The sequence below is a fragment of the Thalassoglobus polymorphus genome, from assembly GCF_007744255.1.
Classification (GTDB): Bacteria; Planctomycetota; Planctomycetia; order Planctomycetales; family Planctomycetaceae; genus Thalassoglobus; species Thalassoglobus polymorphus.
Genome location: NZ_CP036267.1, coordinates 961,314 through 984,753, shown reverse-complemented (window position 1 = coordinate 984,753; position 23,440 = coordinate 961,314). Strand labels below are relative to the sequence as shown.

The following is a 23,440-nucleotide window of genomic DNA, read 5'->3' as shown; positions in this document are numbered from 1 at the left end:
CTAATTTTCCCACTCACCCAAGCTGGCAAGGATGCCGATGAATCGCTTGCGTGCATTCCTGAATATCGTCCGACCATTTTTCCCGATCGCCACTCAAGTGGTTGCGGGAGTGTGTGTCGGTCTTCTCTTTCTGACCGTCGTCACGCGGTTACGATTGTCACTCGGGCCAAGCCCTGAAGTCGCCATCGCGACGATTTTGACATTTGGCTTGGCTGCCTTAGCATGCGTCTCATTCTTCCGAGGACAAAGCCGACTGATCACAACAATCGCGTTCTGGTCGCTCCCCATCTGGACTCTCTTTCAGCCCGTCGTCCTTGAATTTTCATTAGGATCAATTCGCCAATTTGAGATTTCACAACTGGCGTCCCGAACCACCGAATTCGGAATGACCTTCACCATTGTGATGGCCTCACTGTTTCCAATGGCCTGTGCGACCACGGTCTTATTCACACAAAAGACGGTCCATCGCTCTGGATTTCTCACTGGAATCGGACTCTCGTTGATATTGATCCCGTCACTCCTCGGCTTTGCGATCTCTCAGAACGTCGCCATGTGGCTGGCAATCTCAGGAACGATCCTCGCCGGAGCTCTGGCGTATTACTCACAGCATTTCGCAACAAACTCGCCATCCCCAACTTCAACGTCGGGGTCGACGTCAACCGATAAACTGCCGCGCCAGGTTGTGAGTCTCGAAATCCTCTTCGCAGCCGGTCTCGGATTCGCCTTTGCGATTGCCTCATTCATCTGCTCTCAGATTGTCCTGAACAATCTGATTTCAGAATTCTCCTTCGCTGGCAGTTTCCTGCTGGGAATTGCTTGCGGTGGACTGATCCCGCGCACGGTCTCAGCAGCGACAAAATGGTTCTCGCTGGCCACATGGGGAGCCCTCATCGTACTTCTGTTCCCTTTCGTCACATATTTACTCGTGCTGGAAACCGCATCAATCTCTCACACATACTTGCTGTTCCTTTCCCGAACCGCATTGCTGATGCTGTTAAGCTTCCCGATTGGAGTCCTTCTCAGAACTGCACCCGCTCTGCATGAATCAACTCCCGGTGTGATGAGCCGCCAGATTCTCGCATTTTCAGCAGGCCTTTGCGTTGCTCTTTGGAGCGGAATCACGGTCACGACTGCCGTAGGAATTCTTCTCGTTGCAACGTTCATCATTGCTGGCGGACTGTTATTGCTCCTGGGACAACTTCCCAAAACCTGGGTTCAACAAATCGGACTCGCGTCACTCGGATGCCTTGTCACTGCAGGATTTCTGCTGACTCCACAACTGAACATGGCCCACCCTGAAAAATTGGTTTATTCAGGAAATGCTTTCTCCGCACTTCGAAACGGTGTGGAATTTTCGAAGCTGCACTGGATGGACGATGGACGGTTATCCCACGAGTTCGAAAATCTGGAAAGCCGCTGGAGCTTCTGGAAACATCGCGGTTCGCAGTTGATGATTCGAAAAGATGGACTCGTCGCCGAGTTGCATTCCACGAACTCTGCAACCTGCCCGAAAAGTGCAGCCGAGGTAATCCCCGGACTCTTTTCGCTGGTCGCACATCCCCAAGTCGAGCATGTCCTCGTACTGGGGATGCACACGACGACCCTGCAAACTTGCGAAGCTTACCCGCTTCGATCCGTTACGGTCGTCGATGGCGTCCCCTTTCTGGATAAAATTCGTGAGTCGCTCAAATCAGAATGGGCCGAGGATTTCGAGGTTCAATTCATCAATGCAGAGTTGCAGTTCGCTGTGAAAGCGCGTCACACACAAGCATACGATGCCATCATCGCCCCCGAAACAATGAGTGCCACAACCGCAGGGGCCGGTCAATTTACACAAAACTTTTATCAGGACGTCAAACGACTTCTTTCACAAAAGGGCATCTTCTGCCAACGATTGGCTTATTACGATCTCGGTCCAGAGATCATTCAGAAGACCGTCGCGACTTTGAAATCCGTCTTCCCACAAACCCTGATCCTCGAGTCGGTCCCGGGCGAAATCCTTCTGGTTGGATCGCTGCAAACCGAGCCGATCATCTCTTCAGAATTCGTCGACCGCATTCAGAATCCACAAGCTCGCTTTCTACTCTCTGAGATCGGTTGGGACTGGTCGATACCCGTGACGCGAGGGACATTGAACGATGCTGCTGTCGTAAAATGGCTTCCTGAGAAGACAACTCCGTTCTCGACTCAACACGCTGGACTCGCCTTTCAAATTCCGGTCGAAGTGGCACGTTGGGCCCCGAAATCCCAGCAGACACGCATTGCACTTTCCAAGTACGGTAAAACATTCGGCGGTTACCTTGAAGAAGACGAAAGCCTCGACATCGCTCAGCGACTCGAAGATGTTCAGATCGCTCACAAGCTCATTGACGCCAACCCGGATAACATCTGGGGATACCGCGCCGCGATTAAAAAGCAACTTCTGGATCGTCCTCGCTCGAAAATCATGCAGGTCAAACACGAAGGCTTAAAGCGCCGCCTGCATCCCGATGATCAGCGAAGAAAGGACTACATCGAAACCTTAGGAAAACTTGCCAAAGCAAAAACAGTGACGCCCGAAATGGTTGATGAACTGATCAAGTACATTCACCCTTTCGATCCCCTGCTCGGTACGTTTGTCAGCCACGAAGCGATCCAGTACCTTCGCAAAGTTGATCAACCGACCGATCTGGCTCAACTGAACAACTTGCTTTTCACCATCTACTACTCGACCCCAACCGATCAGTCTGTCCGAAATGTTTGCGATGCGATTCACATTATTTGTGAACATCCAGAAAGTGTTGCGACTGACGATGCCCGCTGGGATCAGTTGAATGGACTGGTGGAAATTTTACGGTACCGCTGGAACATCCGCTGGCAGAACACTGAAAAAATCTCCAAGTTTGAAACCATTGACACCGAACGATCACTCGCAGCCTGTGAACTCGCACTTGAAACAATGGGCGAACTTGCCCCAGCAGCAGGGTTAAGCGAGAGCGATTGGGACACACGCAACGAAATCCTCAACGAATATGTCGTGCGTCGTCTGAAACAGCATCGCAGCAAGCAACTCCGCCAGTACCGATTGCCTCCACCGACTCAGTGAGTGGGTCGTGATGCATCAAAATGCATTCTCTGCTGAGCAATGAATTTCCGACTTCCCACTCAGAGCTACTTCTTCGCGAAGAGTTGGGGAAGTTTGGCGATGGAGCGGAAGAGATTTCGGTGAACTCGTTTTTCGACCGGCATCCGCTTGAGATCATACGGATCAAAGCCAGACGTCGGACAGTAGCCACCGTAGAAGCTGAAGCCCCATTCATAGCCAGCCTCTGCAAGTATCTGTTTCGTCTCTTCGGTAAATGAATCGGGCTGACCGACCGGGTAGCTGAACGCAGAGATGGGCTCAGCCAGCTCCTGCTCAATACGAAGTTTTGATTGTTGAATCTCGTGCCGTTGCTGCTCTGTCGGACAGTTTGCAAGGACTGGATGCGTCACCGTGTGTCCACCGATGTCCATCCCGGATCGTCTCATCTCACGCACCATATCCCAAGACATCCATATCGTATCCAGAACATCTTCCGGACACCGCCCAGTCCCGGTGATTGCTCCTAACTGCGTCAAGAATCCGGCTGCCTCACTTTCAGGTATGGATTTCAGTTTCAAGAGAAGCTGACGAATTGCCTCAGCGATGGCGGGCTCACTCTTCAATGGAAACGGCTCTTCGAAATACTCTTTCCATTGGAGATTTGGCAGCTTGCACATGCGAACCATCCACGCGACTTCGTCCCACCAGGCAATTGGATGGTCGTCGAGAAAGCCGCTCGCGATAAAAAAGAGAGCCGTCGCCTTGTACTCTTTCAACACGGGAAACGCGACTTCATAGTTATCGAGATAGCCGTCATCGAATGTGATCATCACAGCTTGGCTCGACGCGTCGTGCAGAACTCTCGGCAAATCTTCAACACCAACAATATCAAAGTTTCGTTTCAGAAACCGAACCTGTTGCTCAAACTCATCCTGCGAAGCACTGAAAAGTGCCCGGTCGAACGACGATTCCAGAGCGTTGCCAATGCGGTGATAATTAAAGACGACCAACCCATTCCAACGTCCCACCGTCGCTGAAAGCAACGAGCCGGTTCCGGTCCGCTCGAACGTATTTGCAAGGATATCGCGTGTGCCAGTCGTTGTGACCATGAATTCCCACCAATTTGTCTTACCCTTTGAACCCTGCAGCCTTTTACAACACTAAGTCTCCCTACACTCCGATGCAGTCCAGAGACGCAAAGAGTCCTCTTTTCCAAATTGACCGTCTCACCTAAAATCAGGTTATGATGATTAAAACACTTATCATACGCTCCATCGGGACACTTTTCGTTATCTCTGGGCTCGCTACTGGAGCGACTGTCCGGGCTGAGAGCCCCCACCTTGCACTGCTCAAGGAGCAGTACAAAGAGGCTCACGCCAACTTCGCACAGGAAATGTTGCAACTCGCGGAGTTCTGCCGCGAGAACAGTTTCTTCAGCGATGCCGATGAAATTATCAAGCGGGCTTCTCCCTCAGACGAAGGACTGATCGACTACGACGACTTGCCGACCTCTGTCCTTCCAGATCTACCGAAGACTCTTGGTCAAGCTGAAACTCAATGGCGCGTACAACTACGCAAAATCGAAGAGGACTACTCGCTTCAACTCTATCGTCTAGCACTTCAGGCAATTCAAAAACGTCACGCAAGCTTTGCGTATCAGTTGGTAAGAGAACTCGTTTACCATAACCCCGATCACCGACAGGGGCGAAAGCTTCTCGGATATGCTCGGGATGGTGAAAACTGGTCGACACCGTTTTCGAAAAGAATGCGAACGCGAGGTTTTATCGACCATCCGCGATTCGGTTGGATTCACAAGAACAATGTCGACAAATACTTACAGGGGCAGCGTCTCTTCGATGGTCGGTGGATGACCGCGGCCAAAGAAGCAGCTCTTCGCAAAGACTTTCGTAAAGGTTGGGAAGTTGAGACTGAGCACTTCCATATCAAAACAAATTTGTCACAAGAAAAGGCTGTCGAAATCAGCCGGCAGTTAGAAACCTTTCATCAATTCTTTATGCGAGAGTTCGCTGCGTTTTTCCAAACCTCTGACCAAATGAAGAAACTCTTTGGTGGGGGAGCGGTCTCTCGCGGTCGACTGCAGGACCGACATCGAATCTATTACTACTCAAATCGAGAAGAGTTCGTCCAGGAACTTCAGAACAGAAATCAATCCACGCAGATCGCCACAGGATTCTACCTGCCCCAAGCCCGACTTTCATTCTTCTACTACGACGATGATCCCGAGCAGGCCAAGCCCAATCAGGAAACCATGTTCCATGAAGTGACTCACCAAATTCTCGGAGAAAGCGGGCGACGACTGATCGATGTCGGTGAACACAATAACTTCTGGGTCATTGAGGGATTTGCCTGTTATCTGGAATCGTTCGAAATCGAAACAGTCAAAACTGATTCACCAGAGGAACAACAAGGCAAAATTAAAATCAGTACCGGAAACCCAACTCACCCGCGCATCTATTGGGCGAAGAGAATTGTCACCGCCGACGAATTTTACATCCCGATGAGGCAATTCATGAGCCTCGGAAAGCGACAGTTTCAACGGCCTCCAGAAAACCACACACTCCACGAATACTACAGCCAGGCGACCGGTCTGGTTCACTTCTTTATGCATTACCAGGACGGCCTGTATCGGGACGCCTTCATTGAATACCTGTCACAAGTTTACAGCCCCATCGACCGAGTCCGCTACAACCCCGACAGCCTCGAAACCCTCACCGAAGTCCCCTTCGGAACGCTCGACATGCAATATCTCGACTACCTGAAATCCTTGAAAACACAACGGTAAGACGCAATGACAAGACAGCGTTAAAACATGCAGCACTAAGGCTATGCACACTGAGACAGCGCAACGCTGAGGCAATGCACGCTGGGCTTTTCAACAAAAAACAAGATGGGTCAAAACCAAAATAGCCCCCGATCAATGACCGGGGGCTAAAGCAGTTTGCTCTACTGTTTCGGATTATTTTCCGCCAGCTTTCTTCATGACATCTTTGATCAAGACTGGTTTGCCGCCTTGGCGTTTGCTTTCGTCGGCAGCTTCCATAAAGGCGTAAATCTGAAGAGTCTCCTCTTTGGAAACGGGTGGTTCGCCCGTTTTGAAGAAGGTCACGATTTCTTCCAGAAGCGGAGCATAGCCTGCGTACGGTCCAATGACTTGTGAACCTTTGGTTCCGAAGGCAGTTCCACCGTATCCACGCTTCCCAGCTCGAAGACCTCGGAAGGTTCCAATGCGGCCGTCGCTCCACTTTCCAACAACAACGTCGTAGTCGTCAGTCGACATGCGAACGACTTCTTCACAACCGGGCCCCATTACGGTGAAGAGTGCTTCAACACCATGAATTCCGTACCAGAAGAGATCAGGATGAGTTTTTTCCAATGACGCCGGGCTGTATGTATCTGCCCCGGTCACTTCTCCGATGGAACCGTTACGAACTTCCTGACCACCTTTGATGTAGCGAAGCGAAGAGGATGAGAAAATCGGCACGCCGGCAGCTTCAGCTTCGGCAAAAATTGTGATCGCATCACTCAACGATCCAGCAATCGGCTTATCAATAAAAACAGGGATTCCAGCTTTCAGCGCCGGGCGAATTTGCTCCAGATGTGGGCGACCATCATTGGATTCCAGCAAAACTGCATCAACCTTTTTGACCAATTCTGGAATGGAGTCAACGATTTCAATTCCCATGTCCTGAAACTGCTTCGTGTATTTAGGAACACGGCTGGTGCTTGATTCAATGTCTGCACTTCCCTGTGGGTAAGCAGCCACAACCTTGCAACCAGGAACATAACCAGAGGCATTTTTATCGTTGAGCAATTTTGCGAAAGCAGGTGCGTGCGAGGTATCGAGACCGATAACCCCTACGCGAATCACTTTGGCATCTTCAGCTTGCGAAGTTGTTGCAGAGCCATTTACTAAAAGAGCCAGCAGGGCCAGGCCTGCGATTCGTGGAGAAAAGTTCATGTCGATTCTTTCAAAATTCTTTGAGTTCTAAGATTACGTGATTTCAAATGCGAATGAAAATTCGCTGCCGGTAAAGCCACAAACAAAATAGCCAAATGACAAGGAAGACCGAAGTCGCCACCGTCACTGGTGCAAACATTTCTTGAAGTTGCTCTGGAGAATACTCTGAACCAGTAACATTTTGCACCAGTACGAAGAATTTATCGATCACAAACGAAAAGTGCTTGTTGACGATCTCGCGAAAGATCCAGGAACGCAGAAGCTGTCCCACCATGTAAACAAAAATCGAGTTCATTCCAACGATAACAAGTGGGAACGCCATTTTCCTCAGCGGCAACAAATCGAACAGCAAATAAAACAGAGAGTACAGCCCGATAACATAGCCACCGCTGAAAAGAACCCAGGCCGGTGTCCAGATTCGCTTCACAATGGGGTTACATGTCGCCCCTGCCGCAACACCGAGACCTGTACACAACAAAGCTGCCAGAAGAAGCCAGAAGAATGTTTTTCCGTTTCGTGGAGCCAACAAGATGAACTGGCCGAGAAATACTCCCAGCAACATTGTCGCCATCGACGGAACAAAGTTCAGCGTGGTATATCCACCCCGATTGAATCGATGGGGGATCTCTTCAGGATCGTCTTTCTCCGGACGTGGGAATTGATTCAAGAACCAGATGTCGAATTCATGAAAAACATTCCAGTTCTTAGACCACTGCCGATACGGCTCAGCAAAGATTTCACCTCGTTCGTAGCTCGCATTGACTTCTTCTGGAACAAACTCTTCTGAAAGCGGAACGAACTGCCCTGCGAGTGTCGTCCCGACCAGAATCACGACGAAGGCACTGACCTGAGCCCACCGTGGGAACCCCAACATCAGGTATACAAAGAAGTACCCCAATCCGATTTGCCCGAGAACATTCGTAAACATCCAGTTCGTGGAATCGTTTCCTTGTGAATACAAAAAGACCGCCAGTAGCACGAGTACGACAGCCCGCAGAAACGCATGGATCGTTCGCATCAATGCAGACTGCCCGGAACTTTCTCGACGTGCATATGAAAATGGCATCGCCATGCCAACCATGAACATGAATGCTGGCTGAATCAAATCCCAGAAGGAGACCTTCCATTTCAGCCAGGCATTCCCGACTGTGGCATCCGTACTTCCCGGCACAAAACAGCTTTGCCAGGGAGGGTGCTCAAAGTGAAATGCGATCTGCTCGAACGTTTCCCGGTTCAGGAAATTCCAGAGCTCACTCGATTCATCGGTTGTGGAAAGTTTGTAGAGCCCAAATCCATTCGCTGCAAGCATCACCATGATGAAGCCGCGAAAAGCATCAAGCGAAACCAGTCGCCCGAGAGGTTTCTCTGATTTGGCAGGCTGCTCTTTTTTCCGCTTCTCGTCTTTTTGCGACGATGTTGAAGCCGATTTATCTTCCGAGGGTTTATCTTCCGAGTTCGGTTTCAAGCGGTAGGTCATTGGGATGTGCCCAAGCGGAGGAAGGTGGAGGAACGCATCCTGATTGTCAATGAGTCTCCAGAAAGAGGCAACCATCCCAGAGGAAAAAATCGTGACTGGGAGGTAAGAAACTCGCACGGCTCAATTGGAGCGTTTTTGAAGATGCGGTGCGCGTTCTGCCTCGTGGCAAACAGCAATTCCACCAGAGAACCTCACTCTTCACGGGGACACCGTAATGCAAATACGCAATTCAGAATCTGTTCAAAAACTGAGGTTGCTCACTGGAATGTCACTCACTTGTGCAGGTTTCATAAGAACGAGTAAGTTGCCACGATGGAAGACATCACCGCCTATCATGAATCTGGACATGCCTTTACCGCTATGGCACTGGGAGCAATTGTCCACTCACTGAGCATCGACCCCGATTGGGACGATGGACCTGAACGCTATGGTGATGTCGAAATTGAGTGGCAGCGCGGTGAGTACAACCGGAAAGAGTTTTTCGAAAAACGGGTCCTCGTCGCACTTGGCGGACCGGTTGCCGAAATGATTTATACCGGTGATCCCTTTCACCCAGCAATCGTCCCGGAGTGGAAAGTGGATTGGGAGAACGCCTGGCAAAACGCCGCTCAATTACAAACATCCAAACAGAAACGAATGACTTACCTGGAACAGAAGTCCATTGAGCTTCACCGAATTCTCAGCCGAACTGAAAACTGGTCCGCGCTCGCAGTGATTGCGGACCATTTACTCGCTCACGAAATCCTGGAGCGTGAACATCTGGAAGACATTCTCTCTGACTGGGATGGCGCGATGCGCTGAAATCAACGAAACAGCCGACGCATCGGTGCATTTAACCTGAACGTTTTACGAACGCCTTCGCGACTGATTTCGCCCCTTGAACAATGCGGGCTCGGCGAGACCAAACATAGATCCGGCTCGCGAGTTCTTGTCGACGATGCCAAACCCGACCGACATAGGAATCCTCACTGGAACAACTGTCGATCAGTCTGATTTCTGGAATCTGCTTCGCAATTTCTTCAGCTAACAACAGTTCGGACCAGTGACCAAGGCTGCATTTTGCCAGATTTGGTTCCCATCCGATTTTGAAAGCAAACAAAGTTTGCTGCGACAAGAGATTGCATGTCGATGCGATCACGGAACCATTGAGTAATAACTCACCAAAAAGACATCGATTCGTCCGAGAGAAGTTCTCGCACATTTCCAGAAAGAAGCGGTGGTCATCAGCATGGCTATCGAGGGATGTCTGGTTTTCACCTTTCCAGCCAGCAGATTCCAAGCGTAAAAACTGTTCCACTGCCCGGGGGATCTCCGCTGCAGTGCGGGCCAATCGGTATTCAACCTTCCCGTATGACTCCAGTAGTTTCCAGGACTTCCGTAGCGATTTTCTACGGGAACGCGAACAGTCTGAGAGTAATTCTTCTGCCGAGGCAGGCACAGCGACAGGGCGTAAGATTGTTTCTCCGGGATGACATTCAACACCGGACGAAACCGCTACAAAATCAGTCAGCTCGGACTGGTCACTCTGCGAAAGATTCACCTCGACTCCAAGCCCGTGCCATTGCCTCTGACTAGAGAGAGCCCCGAACAACGAGGTGAGCGTCAATACAGGATCAATTTTCGAGACGAGTGGTTGATCAATAAACGTGTACTTTGAACTCAAAGCCCGCAATTCCGGCAGCGGACGCCCCTGCTCGTAGTGGTACTGAACAACAGGTGTCACGAACTTCCAGTCCCCCTCTTTGTCTCGAACGCGGAGAAGACCGACCCTTGGAATTCTCAGGTTGCAGACTAGCGGGATCACAAAGGCCGGTTCAACAAATGGGTTTGCGCACATTGCGCGTAATCCAAGCTGATTCCACTCCTCAACCTCATGATCTGAGATTATCGAGAGATCAACGATGTCTACAACATCGTGTAGAGATGATGCTGGGAACGTTTGCTGGCCGAAAAAATTCATATCCACAACCACACAAAGAACAGGCCCACCTGTATAGATCATAGGCTGAGAACATCTAACCGGGGCTGTTTCTCTGCTGTTTGGCTCAACTTACTACCGTTTCAAGTGATAAAATCGGCATAAGCGACCTGATCCGGACACGTCCGGGTCAGGTCGCTTTACAGAACCTCGCGATTTTCAATTACGAAGCCTGATGGCCGAGTCAGGCTTCGATCAGTTTACGGTTTCGCAATGAGTTTCACGTCGGAGGTCTTTGCTGCCGGATCGACCTTCACGGGGATCAACCACTTCTTGGAAGCAAACTTACAGACTCCTCCAACGCCGTCGCGGCAGTATTGGTAAGCAATCGACAACTCCAGAACTGCTTCACCGGACTCTCCAGTCAAAGGGACGGTAACAGATGCAGAAACGTCGTCGGAGTCGGCTTTCTTTCGCTTACCGAGCACCGAAGGATCGACAACATTCTGCTGACCGACAGCTTTTAATTGATACGCCACTGGTGCAAGCTTGTTGAGCTTATAGTCGTCCGTGAATTCGAAGTCCACAGTCAAGGTTGCTTCTTTGCCAGCGGCGATTGTGACGGTAGAAGATTTTTCAGCTTCCCCCTCGACAAGTTCTGCAGGTGGTTCCGAAGCGGTCGAAACAGGATGCGTGAGCCCGTCGACCGTCAACACTGACGTCTCTTTCGTCGCAAGATTCACTTTCAAGATGCGATGATTGTTCGTATCAGCAATAAAGAGGTGACCGTTCGCTGCTTCGAGTCCTGCAGGCTCATTCATTTGGACAGGATCCAGACCGGCCCCGCGCTCGCCGGTTCCCAACCACGATTTTGATTCGCGAGTCTTAATGTTCACCTGTTTAATTTTGTCGTTGTACGTATCTGCGACATACAGCATTCCATCGTGGTATGCGACACCAATTGGATGTTGCAACCGGACTTGATCACCGACTCCGTCGATATCACCAAATTCAAACAGCGAGCGACCGCGTGGAAGATCGTGCGGACCGACGATCGTGGTGACCATTCCATCTTGAATTTCCCGGATTGCTGAACCTTCGCTATCAACCACGAAGAGTGATTTGCCATCAGTTTTGATTGCAGAAGGTTGAGCAAGTGAGCTGGCGGCAAGCGGGCCGTCGACAATGTCTTCTCGGCCATTCCCTGCGTACAGCTCAACGGTGTCCGACCCAATTTTGTGCTTCCACAATTGGTGAGGACCAGCCATTGCGATGTAAAGAACACCATCCAAAGCCCGGACGTCCCAAGGACTGTTAAGAGCGGTCTCGCGGAGTTTCCCCTTCTGCAATCGGACACGAGCCTGACTGCCTGTCCCAGCGAGTGTTGAGACAGTTTTCGATTTCAAATCGACTGAGCGAATCAAGTGATTTTCTGTGTCAGCGACATACAGCGTCTCTCCAACCAGTTCCATTCCGTGCGGATGATCAAACGATGCTGTCTCGAAGTTCCCGTCAGCCGACCCGATTTTCCCGGAACCAATCACATCAATTAACTTGCCATCAAGTGAGCTGATGACAATTCGGTTGTGGTTACTATCAGAGATAAAAAGCCGGTTTCCAGTCTCATCAGCGAGGACTTTTCCGGGATACTTCAGCGGGCGATCTGGCTCTTTTTCGCGCTCCAGGTCAAACCTGACAGGCGTCTCGTCCAGCGTCCCTTTTTCACGATGATACTCAACCATTTGACCAATCACACGGTCGAAGAGTTCACGGTTCCCTTCGCCCGGCTGACGTCCGACAAAGTTCCCTTCCGGGTCAATCAGAACGAATGTAGGCCAGCTATTGAATGCATATTTCCGTGCGATGACCATATTGGCATCATTCACAACGGGATGTTCAATCTCATAGCGAACAACTGCTTCGCGGATGTTTTCACTCTCTTTTTCATTATCGAACTTCGCGGAGTGAACGCCGATGACGACCAGTTGGTCAGGATATTTCTGCTCCAAGAACTTCAAATCGGGAAGGACATGAATGCAGTTGATGCAGCAGTAAGTCCAAAAATCGAGCAGAACGATTTTGCCTCGAAGATCTTCTAACGAAATCGGACCGGAACAGTTCAGCCAGGCCGTCCCGCCATCAATACTGGGAGCAGGAAAACGCCCTGGAAAAGGGTTCTCCGTCTCCACCTTTGGAGCTGGGTCATCTTGCGCCTGGGCCATTGGCGTATTCCCTGCCAACACTCCCGCTGCAACCAGCAACATGAATAGAGCCGCTTTTGATCGGGGTCGACTCCCTCTCGACTGAAACATCCTTGGTCTCCTTATTAAACTGATCCGACAACTCAATTTCGGTTTCTCAAACATCGGGTAAATCGCTCAACACAGAGAATTTCAGACTGGTACTCAAAACCACGAACAAGACTTCTGAAATCGTTTTGAATCAATCGACTTCCGCGATCATGTTCAAGCTTTATCAGGGCGAGTAAAAATCCGTTCGTTATGATTTCAGATTCTGAAATGCAACGTTAACTCTATGAATTGGCGTTTTCAGTAGAACCTGTCCTTAAACATCTGGAATCGTCGCTTCTCTCAACGTTTGAGAGAGCAAATTCAAGTTTCGAGATCAGTTCTAAATTGCTTCCGAGCCAGTCAGAGATAGTATGCGAGACATCTGATACTGGCTACCCTCACGAGAAAATCATTTCCGTCAAGCAAAAAGAGTCACGTTTGAAAAAGCTCCTCGCACACTGTTGTGATTGAACATAGCCCCGCGACTGAACACTCATGAAACAGGAATTCCTCACGGGGCCGCTCTCTTTACGATGATCTCTTCTCACTGCCTCGCCCCTTGGCGCTTTGTGGCTCTCTGGTTTCAGAACATCAACAAAATGAACGACGATTTCACTGGAAAAAGAACGTTTCAACTGTGAACAAACTCATCGGATCTCAACCGCGTCATTCAAAGCTGCTCTCAACGGTGCTGCTGGGGTTAGTCGTCGTCCATGTTCTCCTGCTTAGCAGATTAGCCGACCGCTATTCCCCGACGGTTGACGAAGTCGCCCATTTACCGGCGGGGCTGGCGATATGGAATGATGCTGACTTCTCACTGTACCGTGTCAATCCACCACTCGTCCGAACTGTCGCTGCGATGCCGGTTTTCTTCGTTCCCCATGAAGAAGACTGGAGCCGTTACAAGAAAGACTCACAGACCAGATTGGAATGGGCGATGGGTCGGCAGTTTGTGGCTGCGAATGGTGTCGATTCCCAGCGGCTCTTCAAGTTTGCCCGATGGGCCTGTCTTCCGTTTTCTGTCATCGGGCTACTTGTTTGCTACTTTTGGGGAACACAGATTCATTCTCAAATGGTTGGGTGTATCGCTGCGGGGCTTTGGTGTTTCTCCCCCAATCTCCTGGGGCATGGTTCGCTCATCACTCCAGATGTCGCAGCGACATCCCTTGGATTATTGGCTGCGTGGAGATTTTCCGAATGGATTGAAAACAGTTCTTTGCTCAACGCATTTTGGGCTGGAACCTCACTCGGGTTGGCGATGCTGACTAAACTGACATGGGTTTTCTTACCAACTTTGTGGATCGTTCTCGCGTTTATGAACTGGGTCCGATATCGACAAATTCGCTCTCTGCAAAGTGACTTCATTCACCTGGGTCTCATCGTGCTGCTTGGGTTGAACTTGCTCAACTTGGGATACCTTTACAACGGCTCATTCACGTTACTCGGTGAGTATGATTTTTACTCAAACCCGCTCAGTGGGACGCCTCGAATCCCCGGCGAAAACCTGCCAGCGAATCGATTTCAGGATTCGTGGGTCGGAAAGATTCCAGTCCCCTTTCCGAAAGACTACGTCACCGGAATCGATTTACAGAAGGTCGATTTCGAACAGGGAAAATGGAGCTACCTGCGAGGCGAAGTCAAAGCCCCCGGTGGCTGGTATCACTACTACCTCATTGGGCTGCTGGTGAAAGTTCCGGCGGCAACTCTCCTGCTGTTTCTGGCCGGACTCATTGCCTGCTGGCGGGATGAATCAATACGATCATCAACAATGCGACTCTTGCCACTGATTCTTTCAGCGATCGTCTTATTCGTTGTAGCCTCGCTCCAAACGAAAATGAATCGTCATGTTCGATATGTGTTTCCAATCCTGCCCGCCATCTACCTCATCGGTGCAATGGCAGGAGTTCGCTGGCCCAAAGCGGCGATCACAGCAGTCGCGATGACTGCGATCAGCAGCCTGGCCTGCTACCCCCACAGCCTCAGCTACTTCAACGAATTCATCGGCGGCCCGCAGAATGGTCACCGGTATCTGATTGACTCCAATCTCGACTGGGGGCAGGACATGCCCTTGGTGAAAGACTGGATCGATCAGTGGGAAGATGAACATCCAGTCTGGCTTGTCTGGCCGGGCGATGTCTCCTCTGAGCACTTTGGAGTCAACGCAAAACTCTCGCCGGGCGGGGAACTCCCAGCTGGCTGGCACATCGTCAGCCGGAGCGAGCGACACCACGCGAGCGGAAGATACCGGGCCTATGACCAATTGATTCCCGTCGACCAAATCAGTAACACGTATGACGTGTACCTCGTGCAGCCGACAAAAAAGAAGCCGTAGCTCAACGATAAAACTTGTTCAGTCAGCTGCTGAGCCGAAAGCATCTTTGCAGTCATTTACCTCCATTGATGAAATGGAGACTGAAGACCTCAATAAAACTTGCTCTCACTGTCCACTGGCTGGGTGTCCGCTGGCTGCCTGCGCGGAGATCGACCAGCACATGAAGAAGTGTGCAGAGAAACTGGTCGTCATGAAATTCAAAGAAACTGAGGTCGTTCATGAATCCCGCCCGACGGCTTCGAGTAGCCGTCGGGCAGAGAATCAATGAATCGAAAGATGCTTTAGTTTTTGATTTCCGCACCTTTGACGGCGGCTCCATTGTCGTTGAAGCAACGGACGTGCAAGTGTGACGGACCGACATTGATCGCAGTATGTACGTGGACGACAACGCCGTACTCTTCTTCAAGATCAGTCATCTCTCGGCGTTTTTTGTTGATCAGGTAGTCTGCAACCTGTTGATGCAGTTCAACTTTGACCTCTGTGACATCAGCATGCGCCGAAGCTGTCATGAGCGCCCGCATCACTTCGATCGCCATACTCTCAGCAGTTTTCACCTGTCCGGTTCCGTTACAGCATGGGCAATCTTCATAGATGCTACGACGGAGTGATGGTCGAATTCGCTGCCGGGTCATCTCGATGAGACCGAACTGACTAATCCGCAAGACTTTGGTACGAGCGCGGTCACGTTCGACACACTCGCGAAGTTTACGTTCCACACCGCGTCGGTGCCGTTCGTCTCGCATGTCAATGAAGTCGTTGACGATCACACCGCCTAAATCTCGCAAACGAATCTGTCTTGCGATCTCTTCAGCAGCTCGCATATTGACTTGATACGCACTCTTCTCGGCGTCGTTTCCACCTGCTCGGAAACTTCCACTGTTCACATCGATTGCGACCAACGCTTCTGTTTGATCGATTACCAGAGCTGCTCCTCCCGGAAGCGGAACGTGCCGGCTTTGGATTCTGTCGATTTCTTCTTCAATTTTATATGTGTGGAAGAGTGGTTCTTTCCCTTCGAAGAGCTTCACAGAATCGACATGCTTCGGCATCACGACTTTCATGAAGTCCCGAGTCCGTTTATAGGACTCCTCTCCATCAATCCAAATCGCATCGATGTTATTACTGTAGATATCACGAATCGTCCGGATGACGATATCGCTTTCTTCGTAGATATCGATCGGAGCAGATGTTTTCTCGATTCGCCGAACAATGGTTTTCCACAACCGCAGTAGATAGTTCATATCTCGCTGCAAATCTTTTTCTGACCGGTCGACTCCGGCTGTTCGTACGATGAAGCCGAGACCTTCAGGTGGAGAGAGTCCTCGCAGGATTTTTCGCAAATTTCGGCGAACATCTTCGTCCGCGATTTTCCGGCTGACTCCCAAACGGTTCAAACCGGGCATCAGTACGAGATAGCGTCCAGGAATACTGATATAGGTCGAGAGCGTTGGCCCTTTGTTTCCGATGCCTTCTTTAATGACTTGAACGAGAACTTCGCTTCCACGCTGAAAGATATCTTGAATCGGTGGCTTGTTGCGAGAGGTCCGTTCGTTGAACTTTGAGTTGTGATTCTTCTCAGCGTCTCCACGCTCACTTTCGCTCAGCAGGTGCTTATAGTATTGATACTCAACATCACTGACGTGTAGAAAGCCATTCCGCCCGACACCGAAGTCGACGAAGACTGCCTGAATACTCGGCTCAATATTGACTACGCGGCCCTTGTAAATGTTCCCAGCAAAGTTTTCGATGCTGGTCCGTTCGACGTAGAGTTCCTCAAGAACTCCATCCTCGACAATTGCAATTCGGCTCTCCTCTGGCTGGAGAACGTTGATAAGCATTTCTTTCTTCATAATACCCTCTTCGTTTGCGGGAACGAACAAGGTGTACTCGCACTACTTCGTTGAAGAAAGGATTCCGTCTGGCATCCATCACTTGAAGATCGCTTGTGTGTTTGGTGGAGAAATCCAGCATCTCAAATGAGAATTCTGGCCCTCCCGATGTGTTTGCCTTGATTGATCTTCCAGCGAAACGCTGGCTTTCCATGGGAATGATTTTCTGTGCCTCAATCCCTGGAAGCAATACGACTGATGTGTCGCCGTTGGTTTCCTGACCGCAATGAGCGTCCGTCAACTCCTGAGCCGACATTGCTGAGAACTGATCGTTGGCGATTTTATTACAAACCTTCGACCATTCAGCAGTCCTGCTGGTTGCTCCCTGTGAGCAAACTTCCTTCGCCTGCACCAGGTCCGGTGCTCTGAGAGGCGAATTCAGGGAGGAGTGAGAGTACACGTCGCGTGTCCCTATGAGATGTGTAAAAAGTGTTTGTTATTGGAACAGTGTTTGTTGTTTGGACTTTGTGTGATGTGAGAACTTAGCTGTGATTTCAGTACGTTCGTCTCAAATTTTCAACTGTTTGACGATCAATTCAATTGACACAAACATTGGTTTTGTATTGTTTTATGCAGTTTATAGAACTGATCCTGAAACTTGAAATTGCTCTCTCAAACGTCGACGAAAGCGACCATTCCAGTGGTTTTCAGACTGGTTCTAGAACATCTCCGGTAATCGCTGCAATGAATGATGCCCTCAGTGCTTGAGAGGTCAAATACAGGTGTTCGGATCAGTTCTGCGTATCCTGTGGACCTGAACTGACACGTTCCTCGAAGTTTTCTGCAGGCCCGCGCATTAAGTCCGCGGGATGTCAATTCAGCTTGAATCGACCGCGAGTGCGATATGAACCTGACGGAAACGACCGGTCTTACACTCGAAATAGATTCCAATGCCGGAAAAGATTACCCGATTCAGCCTCTGGAAGCAAAGCTGGACAAGAAGTGAACATGCGACCACCAGAAAGTCAAAAAGTCACTCTTCCAGATTCGAAAATGATTCGGGTCAGGTAAACCTTAACGAAACAGCCCTTTCAAGACCCAGGAATTGCTGAGTTCTATTCCGACTCACCCGGAGTATCATCCGATAACGAATGCGAGCGAGGCCCACTATTTCCAAAACGATTCCGACGAACCTGCTCTTTTCCGAGAACTGATCCTGAAACCCGAATCGACTCTCTCAACTTCATCGATTGAGAAAGACAACGATTTCAGAGGTTTACAGACTGATTCTCAAAAGAGAAAGAGACCTGCCTCTCATAGGTTGTTGGATTTGTTCGAAAAGTGCTTTGATATTCACCATTTGTGTTTTGGTCCACATGTCACAATTATACCGCCAGTATAGTCGCCCGTTAGCGATTCTGATCTTGCTGGCGCTGCCGTTTCTCTTTCGGGAAGCGAATTCTCTGCCGACCAATAACGACATCGAAGCCTGGTTACCTGATCAGTCTGATTTTCGTGCCGAGTACGACAATTTCAAATCCCTCTTCGGTGGTGAAGAAGCCATTCTGATCGGGATTCCGAATCAAGTCGCCGAGCCACAGCTAATCAAGGCAATCGCTTCACGAATTGAGTCTCTTGATGGCATCCGCTCCTGCTGGACGCCTCAGCGATTCACCGATGAGATGGCAAAACTAGGAGTCACACCAGAGACCGCACGCGAGCGATTGCGGGGACTGGTTGTTTCCAGAGACGGATCAATCACAGGTCTCGTAGCAATTCTTTCGGAAGATGGATTACTGAATCGCGAAGGAACCGTTCACGATGTCCAGCACATCCTGACATACAGCCAACTAAGCGATGAAGATGTCCTCTTTTCTGGTGCGCCGGTCATTGTCGCAGAATTGAATCGACTTGGATCACAGAAGAATACAAAACAGTTCTTCCTTTGTTCACTGATGATCTGCTTTGGATTGTTGATGTATTCGATTCGACACTGGCGACTCTCGTCAGCCATTCTTCTCATCACAGTTTTTGCGATTCAAACAACACTCTGCATCGTCAAATGGTGGAGCGGTGAGATGAACTTCATCCTCTCGGCCCTGCCTGTGATGGTCATGGTCTTCACGATGGCGAGTTCCATCCATCTCCTGCACTATTTTAATTCCAGTCGTGACGAAACGGATCCGCTGGCTGCCGCATTATCGAAAGCATGGCGCCCTTGCCTGCTGGCGACGTTCACGACCGTCATTGGTCTGCTCTCTTTAACAGTGAGTGAAATTGCGCCAGTTCAGCAGTTTGGAATCGCTGCTGCAACGGGGGCTGTCATTTCCTGTATTTGTGGTCTTGGCCTGACTCCGATCGCTCTTTCACTCTGGCCGATCTCATTTCCTGACCATCACGATTCTTCCCAGAAACTGCCGACTCGATTATCGCTTCGGATCATTCGACATCGCCGAGCCATCACTTGGGGAACGTGCATCTTCCTGCTTGTTTCGCTGCCGGGAATCGTCTCGCTCACCTCGAAGGTCGATCCGCTCGACTTCCTTCCACGCAAGAGCGATGTCGTTCAAGACTACCTCGACATCGAGGAGAAACTGACAAACGTTGACTCCTTCGAAGCGGTTGTTGATTTTGAAACTCAAGATCTCCCATTCACCGAAAAACTCCGGCGGGTGAAGCAGATCGAGATGATGATTTCGGCACATCCGAACATCCAACACACACTCTCTCTGGCAAGCTTCTTCCCCGAGCGTTTGCCAGATAATGGCCTCGATATTATTCAGCTACTTTCGACAGCAAAGTCGAACCAACATGGTCAAGAATACATCTCTGCTGGAGAGCGGTATTGGAGAATTTCCGCACGGGTCCATGGTGAATCCACAAACCACAGACAACGAATCTTCGAGGAACTTCAACACACCCTCAAAGCCCAACCCGTCACCTTGACTGGAATTGCGCCTCTCATCAAACAGGCTCAGGACGACATTTTCATTGGATTCTGGGAAAGCTTCGCCACCGCCCTCGGCATTATCGCCATCGTGATGATGATCGCTTTACGTTCAATCAAAACTGCATTGCTGGCAATGATCCCCAACCTGACGCCGCTCTGCCTGGTCTTTGGATTTCTGGGCTGGGCGGGAATTCCGGTCGACATCGGCATGATGATGACAGCCAGCATCGCACTCGGAATTGCTGTCGACGGAACCTTCCATTTTCTGCTCGCGTATCGCGATCACTCAAAACAGGAATCACGGACGCAAAACAGTTCACTTTACGCCCTGTTCAAGACAGGTCGACCGATTTTCGAGGCAGCCATGATCGCCAGTCTGGGAATGCTTGCACTCACCCAAAGCCAGTTCATCCCGACTATCCGGTTTGGCCTGCTCATGTCGATCCTGCTGATTGTCGCCGTCTTCGCTGACTTGGTCCTCTTACCTGCTTTACTTGCCAAGAGCCCATCCCGGCAAGTGCGAGAACAGGCCGGACTTCGCAAAAGCCGAACTCAGGAACCTTCTCGAATCGCCGCATAGAAGAGCCGCTTGCTCTCCCGCGTGTCCATGAAGAACGCTTTTCTCTTATCAATTTGCTGTTCGCCACGAGCCAGACCCCTAACACCTATTCGAACACAAATTCGAAAACCTCAGGAATAGCCGCTTTGCCCAACGTCTCAGTGAGAAATTTCATACTTCAGGATCAGTTCTATTCTTCTCGCAGGTCGATCAGCGTTTTCTGATTTTCCTTTGTAGTTCTCAAACAAACAAAAGAGTGCAACATCGCATCAATCGCCTTGAATTTTTGAAATCGATGGGGACCAGTCCCACGATGGGAACCCCGTTTCGGCCATTACATTTTGCCTCGTAGCGAGCAATCGCTGAACTCAGAAACGCCACATTCACGGGGAGGACCAACATCAAACACGCCCCAGACCTTAAACCTTTTAAGTAAAAAGACTTAGAACTCCTGAATCTCCACCAACATCGTCTAGTTAGAGGAAATGAACCAAACAATGCTTGTTGTTCAGACATTAAGAACTATCCGGCCAGACAGCCTAAATCAGACTGGAAAGTGGTTGAAATCTCGAATGAATTACTTTCATTCACCCAAAAACCGGGTAGGATATCATATCTCTCGACCGTCTCTGTCGTAGAAGAACCCCCGATCATTTCTCATTTATTGGGATGCGATCGTACTCTTCTTACCTATGTGGAATATTGAAGAATTGTTTTTGTCCTGCTAGCGACTCGACGATGATTCTTCAAACTTCAAAATATACACTGAGCCTCTTCTCCGATTTGGAATGCAACTATGGATCATCTCCTATTGACGGGCGCCACCGGGCTTCTTGGTCGATACCTGATGAAAGATCTTCTTTCGAGAAACATCAAACTTGCTGTTCTCGTCAGACCCAGCCGAAAAAGTGACGCAGAATCTCGCATCGAAGCTGCGATGCAGGTCTGGGAAAATCTGCTGGAGAAAAAACTTCCTCGTCCTGTCGTTCTCTCAGGAGATATCAACCGGCCTGACCTGGGACTTTCGACAAATGAAATCAAATGGGCTGCCGAAAACTGCAGTTCCATTATTCACAACGCTGCCAGCCTGTCGTTTGTGAGTACCGGTCGAGACTCGGAACCTTGGCGGTCAAATGTCGACGGAACAGCGAAGGTTCTGGAGTTCTGCCAGCAGGCAGGCATCACTCAGTTCCACCATGTTTCGACAGCCTACGTTGCAGGATTGCGACAAGGACGCATTTACGAAAACGAATTGAACCTCGGTCAGGAATTCGCGAACCCTTACGAAGAAAGTAAGGTCATGGCGGAAGAGATGATCCGGGGTACAGACTTCATTGAATCGCTGACGGTCTTCCGTCCGGGAATCATCATTGGTGATTCACAAACCGCACTGACATTCACATATCACAATTTTTACGCAGTGCTGCAACTTGCTTACACCATCGGTCACAGCATGACCGAGCCGAACTTCACGGGGAAGATCGACGGCAGTCGCATCAACCTGAACGCAACCGGCGACGAGCGAAAAAACCTCGTTCCTGTTGATTGGGTTTCCGAAGTGATGTCCACAATCGTGACAGATCCAGGCCTGCACGGAAAAACATACCACCTGACACCAAGAGTCCCGATCACAACTCGGCTTTTCCGAGATATCATGGAAGAAATGGTCGGCTCTTACGGCCTTGGTCTAGGTGTCGACCGGCCGCAGGAAGAGAACATCTCCGATCTGGAAGAAATGTTCTTCAAGCACATGGAAGTCTACCAGTCATACTGGAAAGACGATCCAGAGTACGATTCTTCGAACACTCAGAACGCCGTCCCGCATCTCCCCTGCCCGCACGTTGACCGAGAAATGCTCACGAAACTCGCAGAGGCTGCGATCGCAAAAGGATTTAACTGGCGTGACCCCAAAGTCGAAAAGGCAAACCTTTCACCAGTGTTGGTCTGAGGCCCTGCTTGAAAACGAATCCAGTTCTTGGTCTCCATGCTCGACCTCGCGGAGAGACCTGAACTGTAGTTACCAGTTGCAATGACAAGGTTCCTGTTCAGAATTTGTTATCGCAAATAAAGAAACGGCGTCGATTCGAAATTCGAATCGACGCCGTTTTTGATTTGAGTACTTTCAACTCTTGCCGTGCCTGCGAAACTCACATTCATGGCTTCAAAGCCATTTCCTCACGAGGCAGATCCTGCAAACCAATTAGAAAGATGCTCTAAAAGGTCAAGAGTCCTCTCCGAACTACTCTTTGAACGAGTCAACAGAAACAGGAACAGTTTCCAGTGTTGTTGTCTTTCCTGGTTTCACATCGACAACCCATTTCTTATTGATGAAGCCGACTTTCTCGTGCCAGACGCGGAACTCAGTTTCGCCAGCTGGCAAGTTTTCGATTGTGAACTTGCCATCTTTATCGGTGATGGCAGCGTAAGGATGGTCAAACACAACCCACCACGCTTTCATCCATGGGTGAATATCACATTTCACTTCAACGTAAGGAGCCACAGGCTCTGCGAGTGGCAACTTCACTTCTACGCCAGATTGATCATTCGGTTGAACAATAAAGTTCACAGCTGAATTCGCAAATGGTGTCGCGTGGACATTGTGGGCCACGGCATCACTCGACTTGCAGACGATTGTTTGATCGGTTCGAACGATCATCATGTGAGGCAAGAAATTACAGTTTTTCTGATCAAATTCGACAGTCTTCTCTTTGCTATTCACAAGATCTGGATGAACCGTTTTTGCTCGTCGCATGTAAACGATGATATTGGCAATCCCCTTGTTCTCTGCATTGAAAATCATTGCATCATTGGGGACACCCTCTGCTGCACAAACGGCAGCATCTTTGGCGTTTGAGTCTCCCTTGGCGACGAGCGGTGCAACCGTTGGAACCTCACCATCCAACACGAATTGACCGGTCACCGATCCCCACTCGGCAGCCTGGACAGAACTGCAAAGAGTAAGCACCGCAATCGAGAATAATTTCATGTTCAACATACTTCCAAAACCTCCAAAAAGATCATGACAGGTTGCCAACGTCCAA

The 23,440-nt window shown here is 49.9% G+C and carries 13 protein-coding genes; 6 read left to right on the top strand and 7 right to left on the bottom strand.

Annotation, left to right across the window (positions count from 1 at the left end; genetic code table 11):
* Positions 1–37: 37 nt before the first annotated feature.
* A complete protein-coding gene (locus Mal48_RS03675; RefSeq protein WP_197442021.1) occupies positions 38–3,085 on the top strand; it encodes a spermine/spermidine synthase domain-containing protein in 3,048 nt (1,015 codons plus the stop codon).
* A gap of 65 nt (positions 3,086–3,150) precedes the next feature.
* Here Mal48_RS03675 and Mal48_RS03670 read toward each other — a convergent pair whose 3' ends face one another.
* On the bottom strand, positions 3,151–4,173 hold the full coding sequence (locus Mal48_RS03670) for a polysaccharide deacetylase family protein (RefSeq protein WP_145196241.1): 1,023 nt from the start codon (positions 4,171–4,173) through the stop codon (positions 3,151–3,153).
* Positions 4,174–4,307: 134 nt separating this feature from the next.
* On the opposite strand from Mal48_RS03670, the gene Mal48_RS03665 reads away from it, so the two are divergent.
* Positions 4,308–5,867: a hypothetical protein gene (locus Mal48_RS03665; RefSeq protein ID WP_145196239.1), complete on the top strand. Its 1,560-nt coding sequence runs from the start codon at positions 4,308–4,310 to the stop codon at positions 5,865–5,867.
* Positions 5,868–6,041: 174 nt separating this feature from the next.
* Here the strand turns inward: Mal48_RS03665 and Mal48_RS03660 are convergent, their stop codons facing one another.
* Both Mal48_RS03660 and Mal48_RS03655 read right to left on the bottom strand, forming a co-directional pair.
* Positions 6,042–7,043, bottom strand: a complete 1,002-nt coding sequence (locus Mal48_RS03660; RefSeq protein ID WP_145196237.1) for a Gfo/Idh/MocA family protein — start codon at positions 7,041–7,043, stop codon at positions 6,042–6,044.
* A 43-nt stretch (positions 7,044–7,086) separates the two neighbouring features.
* A complete protein-coding gene (locus Mal48_RS03655; protein WP_145196235.1) occupies positions 7,087–8,595 on the bottom strand; it encodes a DUF5009 domain-containing protein in 1,509 nt (502 codons plus the stop codon).
* A 237-nt stretch (positions 8,596–8,832) separates the two neighbouring features.
* Here Mal48_RS03655 and Mal48_RS03650 point away from each other — a divergent pair, with 237 nt between their 5' ends.
* Positions 8,833–9,321, top strand: coding sequence for an ATP-dependent metallopeptidase FtsH/Yme1/Tma family protein (locus Mal48_RS03650; RefSeq protein WP_145196233.1), 489 nt, complete (start codon positions 8,833–8,835; stop codon positions 9,319–9,321).
* 31 nt (positions 9,322–9,352) lie between these two features.
* On the opposite strand, the gene Mal48_RS03645 is transcribed toward Mal48_RS03650, so the two are convergent.
* Together Mal48_RS03645 and Mal48_RS03640 are read right to left on the bottom strand one after the other, a co-directional pair.
* Positions 9,353–10,357 (bottom strand): GNAT family N-acetyltransferase, encoded by a 1,005-nt coding sequence (locus tag Mal48_RS03645; protein ID WP_197442020.1) that lies wholly within the window; start codon positions 10,355–10,357, stop codon positions 9,353–9,355.
* 341 nt (positions 10,358–10,698) lie between these two features.
* Positions 10,699–12,750 (bottom strand): thioredoxin-like domain-containing protein, encoded by a 2,052-nt coding sequence (locus Mal48_RS03640; RefSeq protein ID WP_145196229.1) that lies wholly within the window; start codon positions 12,748–12,750, stop codon positions 10,699–10,701.
* Positions 12,751–13,366: 616 nt separating this feature from the next.
* Here Mal48_RS03640 and Mal48_RS03635 point away from each other — a divergent pair.
* Positions 13,367–15,061, top strand: coding sequence for a glycosyltransferase family 39 protein (locus Mal48_RS03635; protein ID WP_145196227.1), 1,695 nt, complete (start codon positions 13,367–13,369; stop codon positions 15,059–15,061).
* Positions 15,062–15,342: 281 nt separating this feature from the next.
* On the opposite strand, the gene Mal48_RS03630 is transcribed toward Mal48_RS03635, so the two are convergent.
* Entirely contained in the window at positions 15,343–16,911 is a 1,569-nt protein-coding gene (locus tag Mal48_RS03630; RefSeq protein ID WP_145196224.1) for an Rne/Rng family ribonuclease, read from the bottom strand.
* Between the two features lie 1,355 nt (positions 16,912–18,266).
* On the opposite strand from Mal48_RS03630, the gene Mal48_RS03625 reads away from it, so the two are divergent.
* The gene (locus Mal48_RS03625) at positions 18,267–20,420 is read left to right on the top strand and encodes an efflux RND transporter permease subunit (RefSeq protein ID WP_145196222.1); all 2,154 of its coding nucleotides are present in this window, start codon (positions 18,267–18,269) and stop codon (positions 20,418–20,420) included.
* 775 nt (positions 20,421–21,195) lie between these two features.
* Positions 21,196–22,347, top strand: a complete 1,152-nt coding sequence (locus Mal48_RS03620) for an SDR family oxidoreductase (protein WP_145196220.1) — start codon at positions 21,196–21,198, stop codon at positions 22,345–22,347.
* A 291-nt stretch (positions 22,348–22,638) separates the two neighbouring features.
* Here the strand turns inward: Mal48_RS03620 and Mal48_RS03615 are convergent, their stop codons facing one another.
* Entirely contained in the window at positions 22,639–23,385 is a 747-nt protein-coding gene (locus Mal48_RS03615; protein WP_145196218.1) for a carboxypeptidase regulatory-like domain-containing protein, read from the bottom strand.
* Between the last annotated feature and the right edge of the window lie 55 nt (positions 23,386–23,440).

Coding starts and splice junctions, on each gene's coding strand:
- Mal48_RS03675 (WP_197442021.1), top strand. CDS start 38: ATGAATCGCTTGCGTGCATTCCTGAATATCGTCCGACCATTTTTCCCG.
- Mal48_RS03670 (WP_145196241.1), bottom strand. CDS start 4,173: ATGGTCACAACGACTGGCACACGCGATATCCTTGCAAATACGTTCGAG.
- Mal48_RS03665 (WP_145196239.1), top strand. CDS start 4,308: ATGATGATTAAAACACTTATCATACGCTCCATCGGGACACTTTTCGTT.
- Mal48_RS03660 (WP_145196237.1), bottom strand. CDS start 7,043: ATGAACTTTTCTCCACGAATCGCAGGCCTGGCCCTGCTGGCTCTTTTA.
- Mal48_RS03655 (WP_145196235.1), bottom strand. CDS start 8,595: ATGGTTGCCTCTTTCTGGAGACTCATTGACAATCAGGATGCGTTCCTC.
- Mal48_RS03650 (WP_145196233.1), top strand. CDS start 8,833: ATGGAAGACATCACCGCCTATCATGAATCTGGACATGCCTTTACCGCT.
- Mal48_RS03645 (WP_197442020.1), bottom strand. CDS start 10,357: ATGTGCGCAAACCCATTTGTTGAACCGGCCTTTGTGATCCCGCTAGTC.
- Mal48_RS03640 (WP_145196229.1), bottom strand. CDS start 12,750: ATGTTTCAGTCGAGAGGGAGTCGACCCCGATCAAAAGCGGCTCTATTC.
- Mal48_RS03630 (WP_145196224.1), bottom strand. CDS start 16,911: ATGAAGAAAGAAATGCTTATCAACGTTCTCCAGCCAGAGGAGAGCCGA.
- Mal48_RS03625 (WP_145196222.1), top strand. CDS start 18,267: ATGTCACAATTATACCGCCAGTATAGTCGCCCGTTAGCGATTCTGATC.
- Mal48_RS03620 (WP_145196220.1), top strand. CDS start 21,196: ATGGATCATCTCCTATTGACGGGCGCCACCGGGCTTCTTGGTCGATAC.
- Mal48_RS03615 (WP_145196218.1), bottom strand. CDS start 23,385: ATGAAATTATTCTCGATTGCGGTGCTTACTCTTTGCAGTTCTGTCCAG.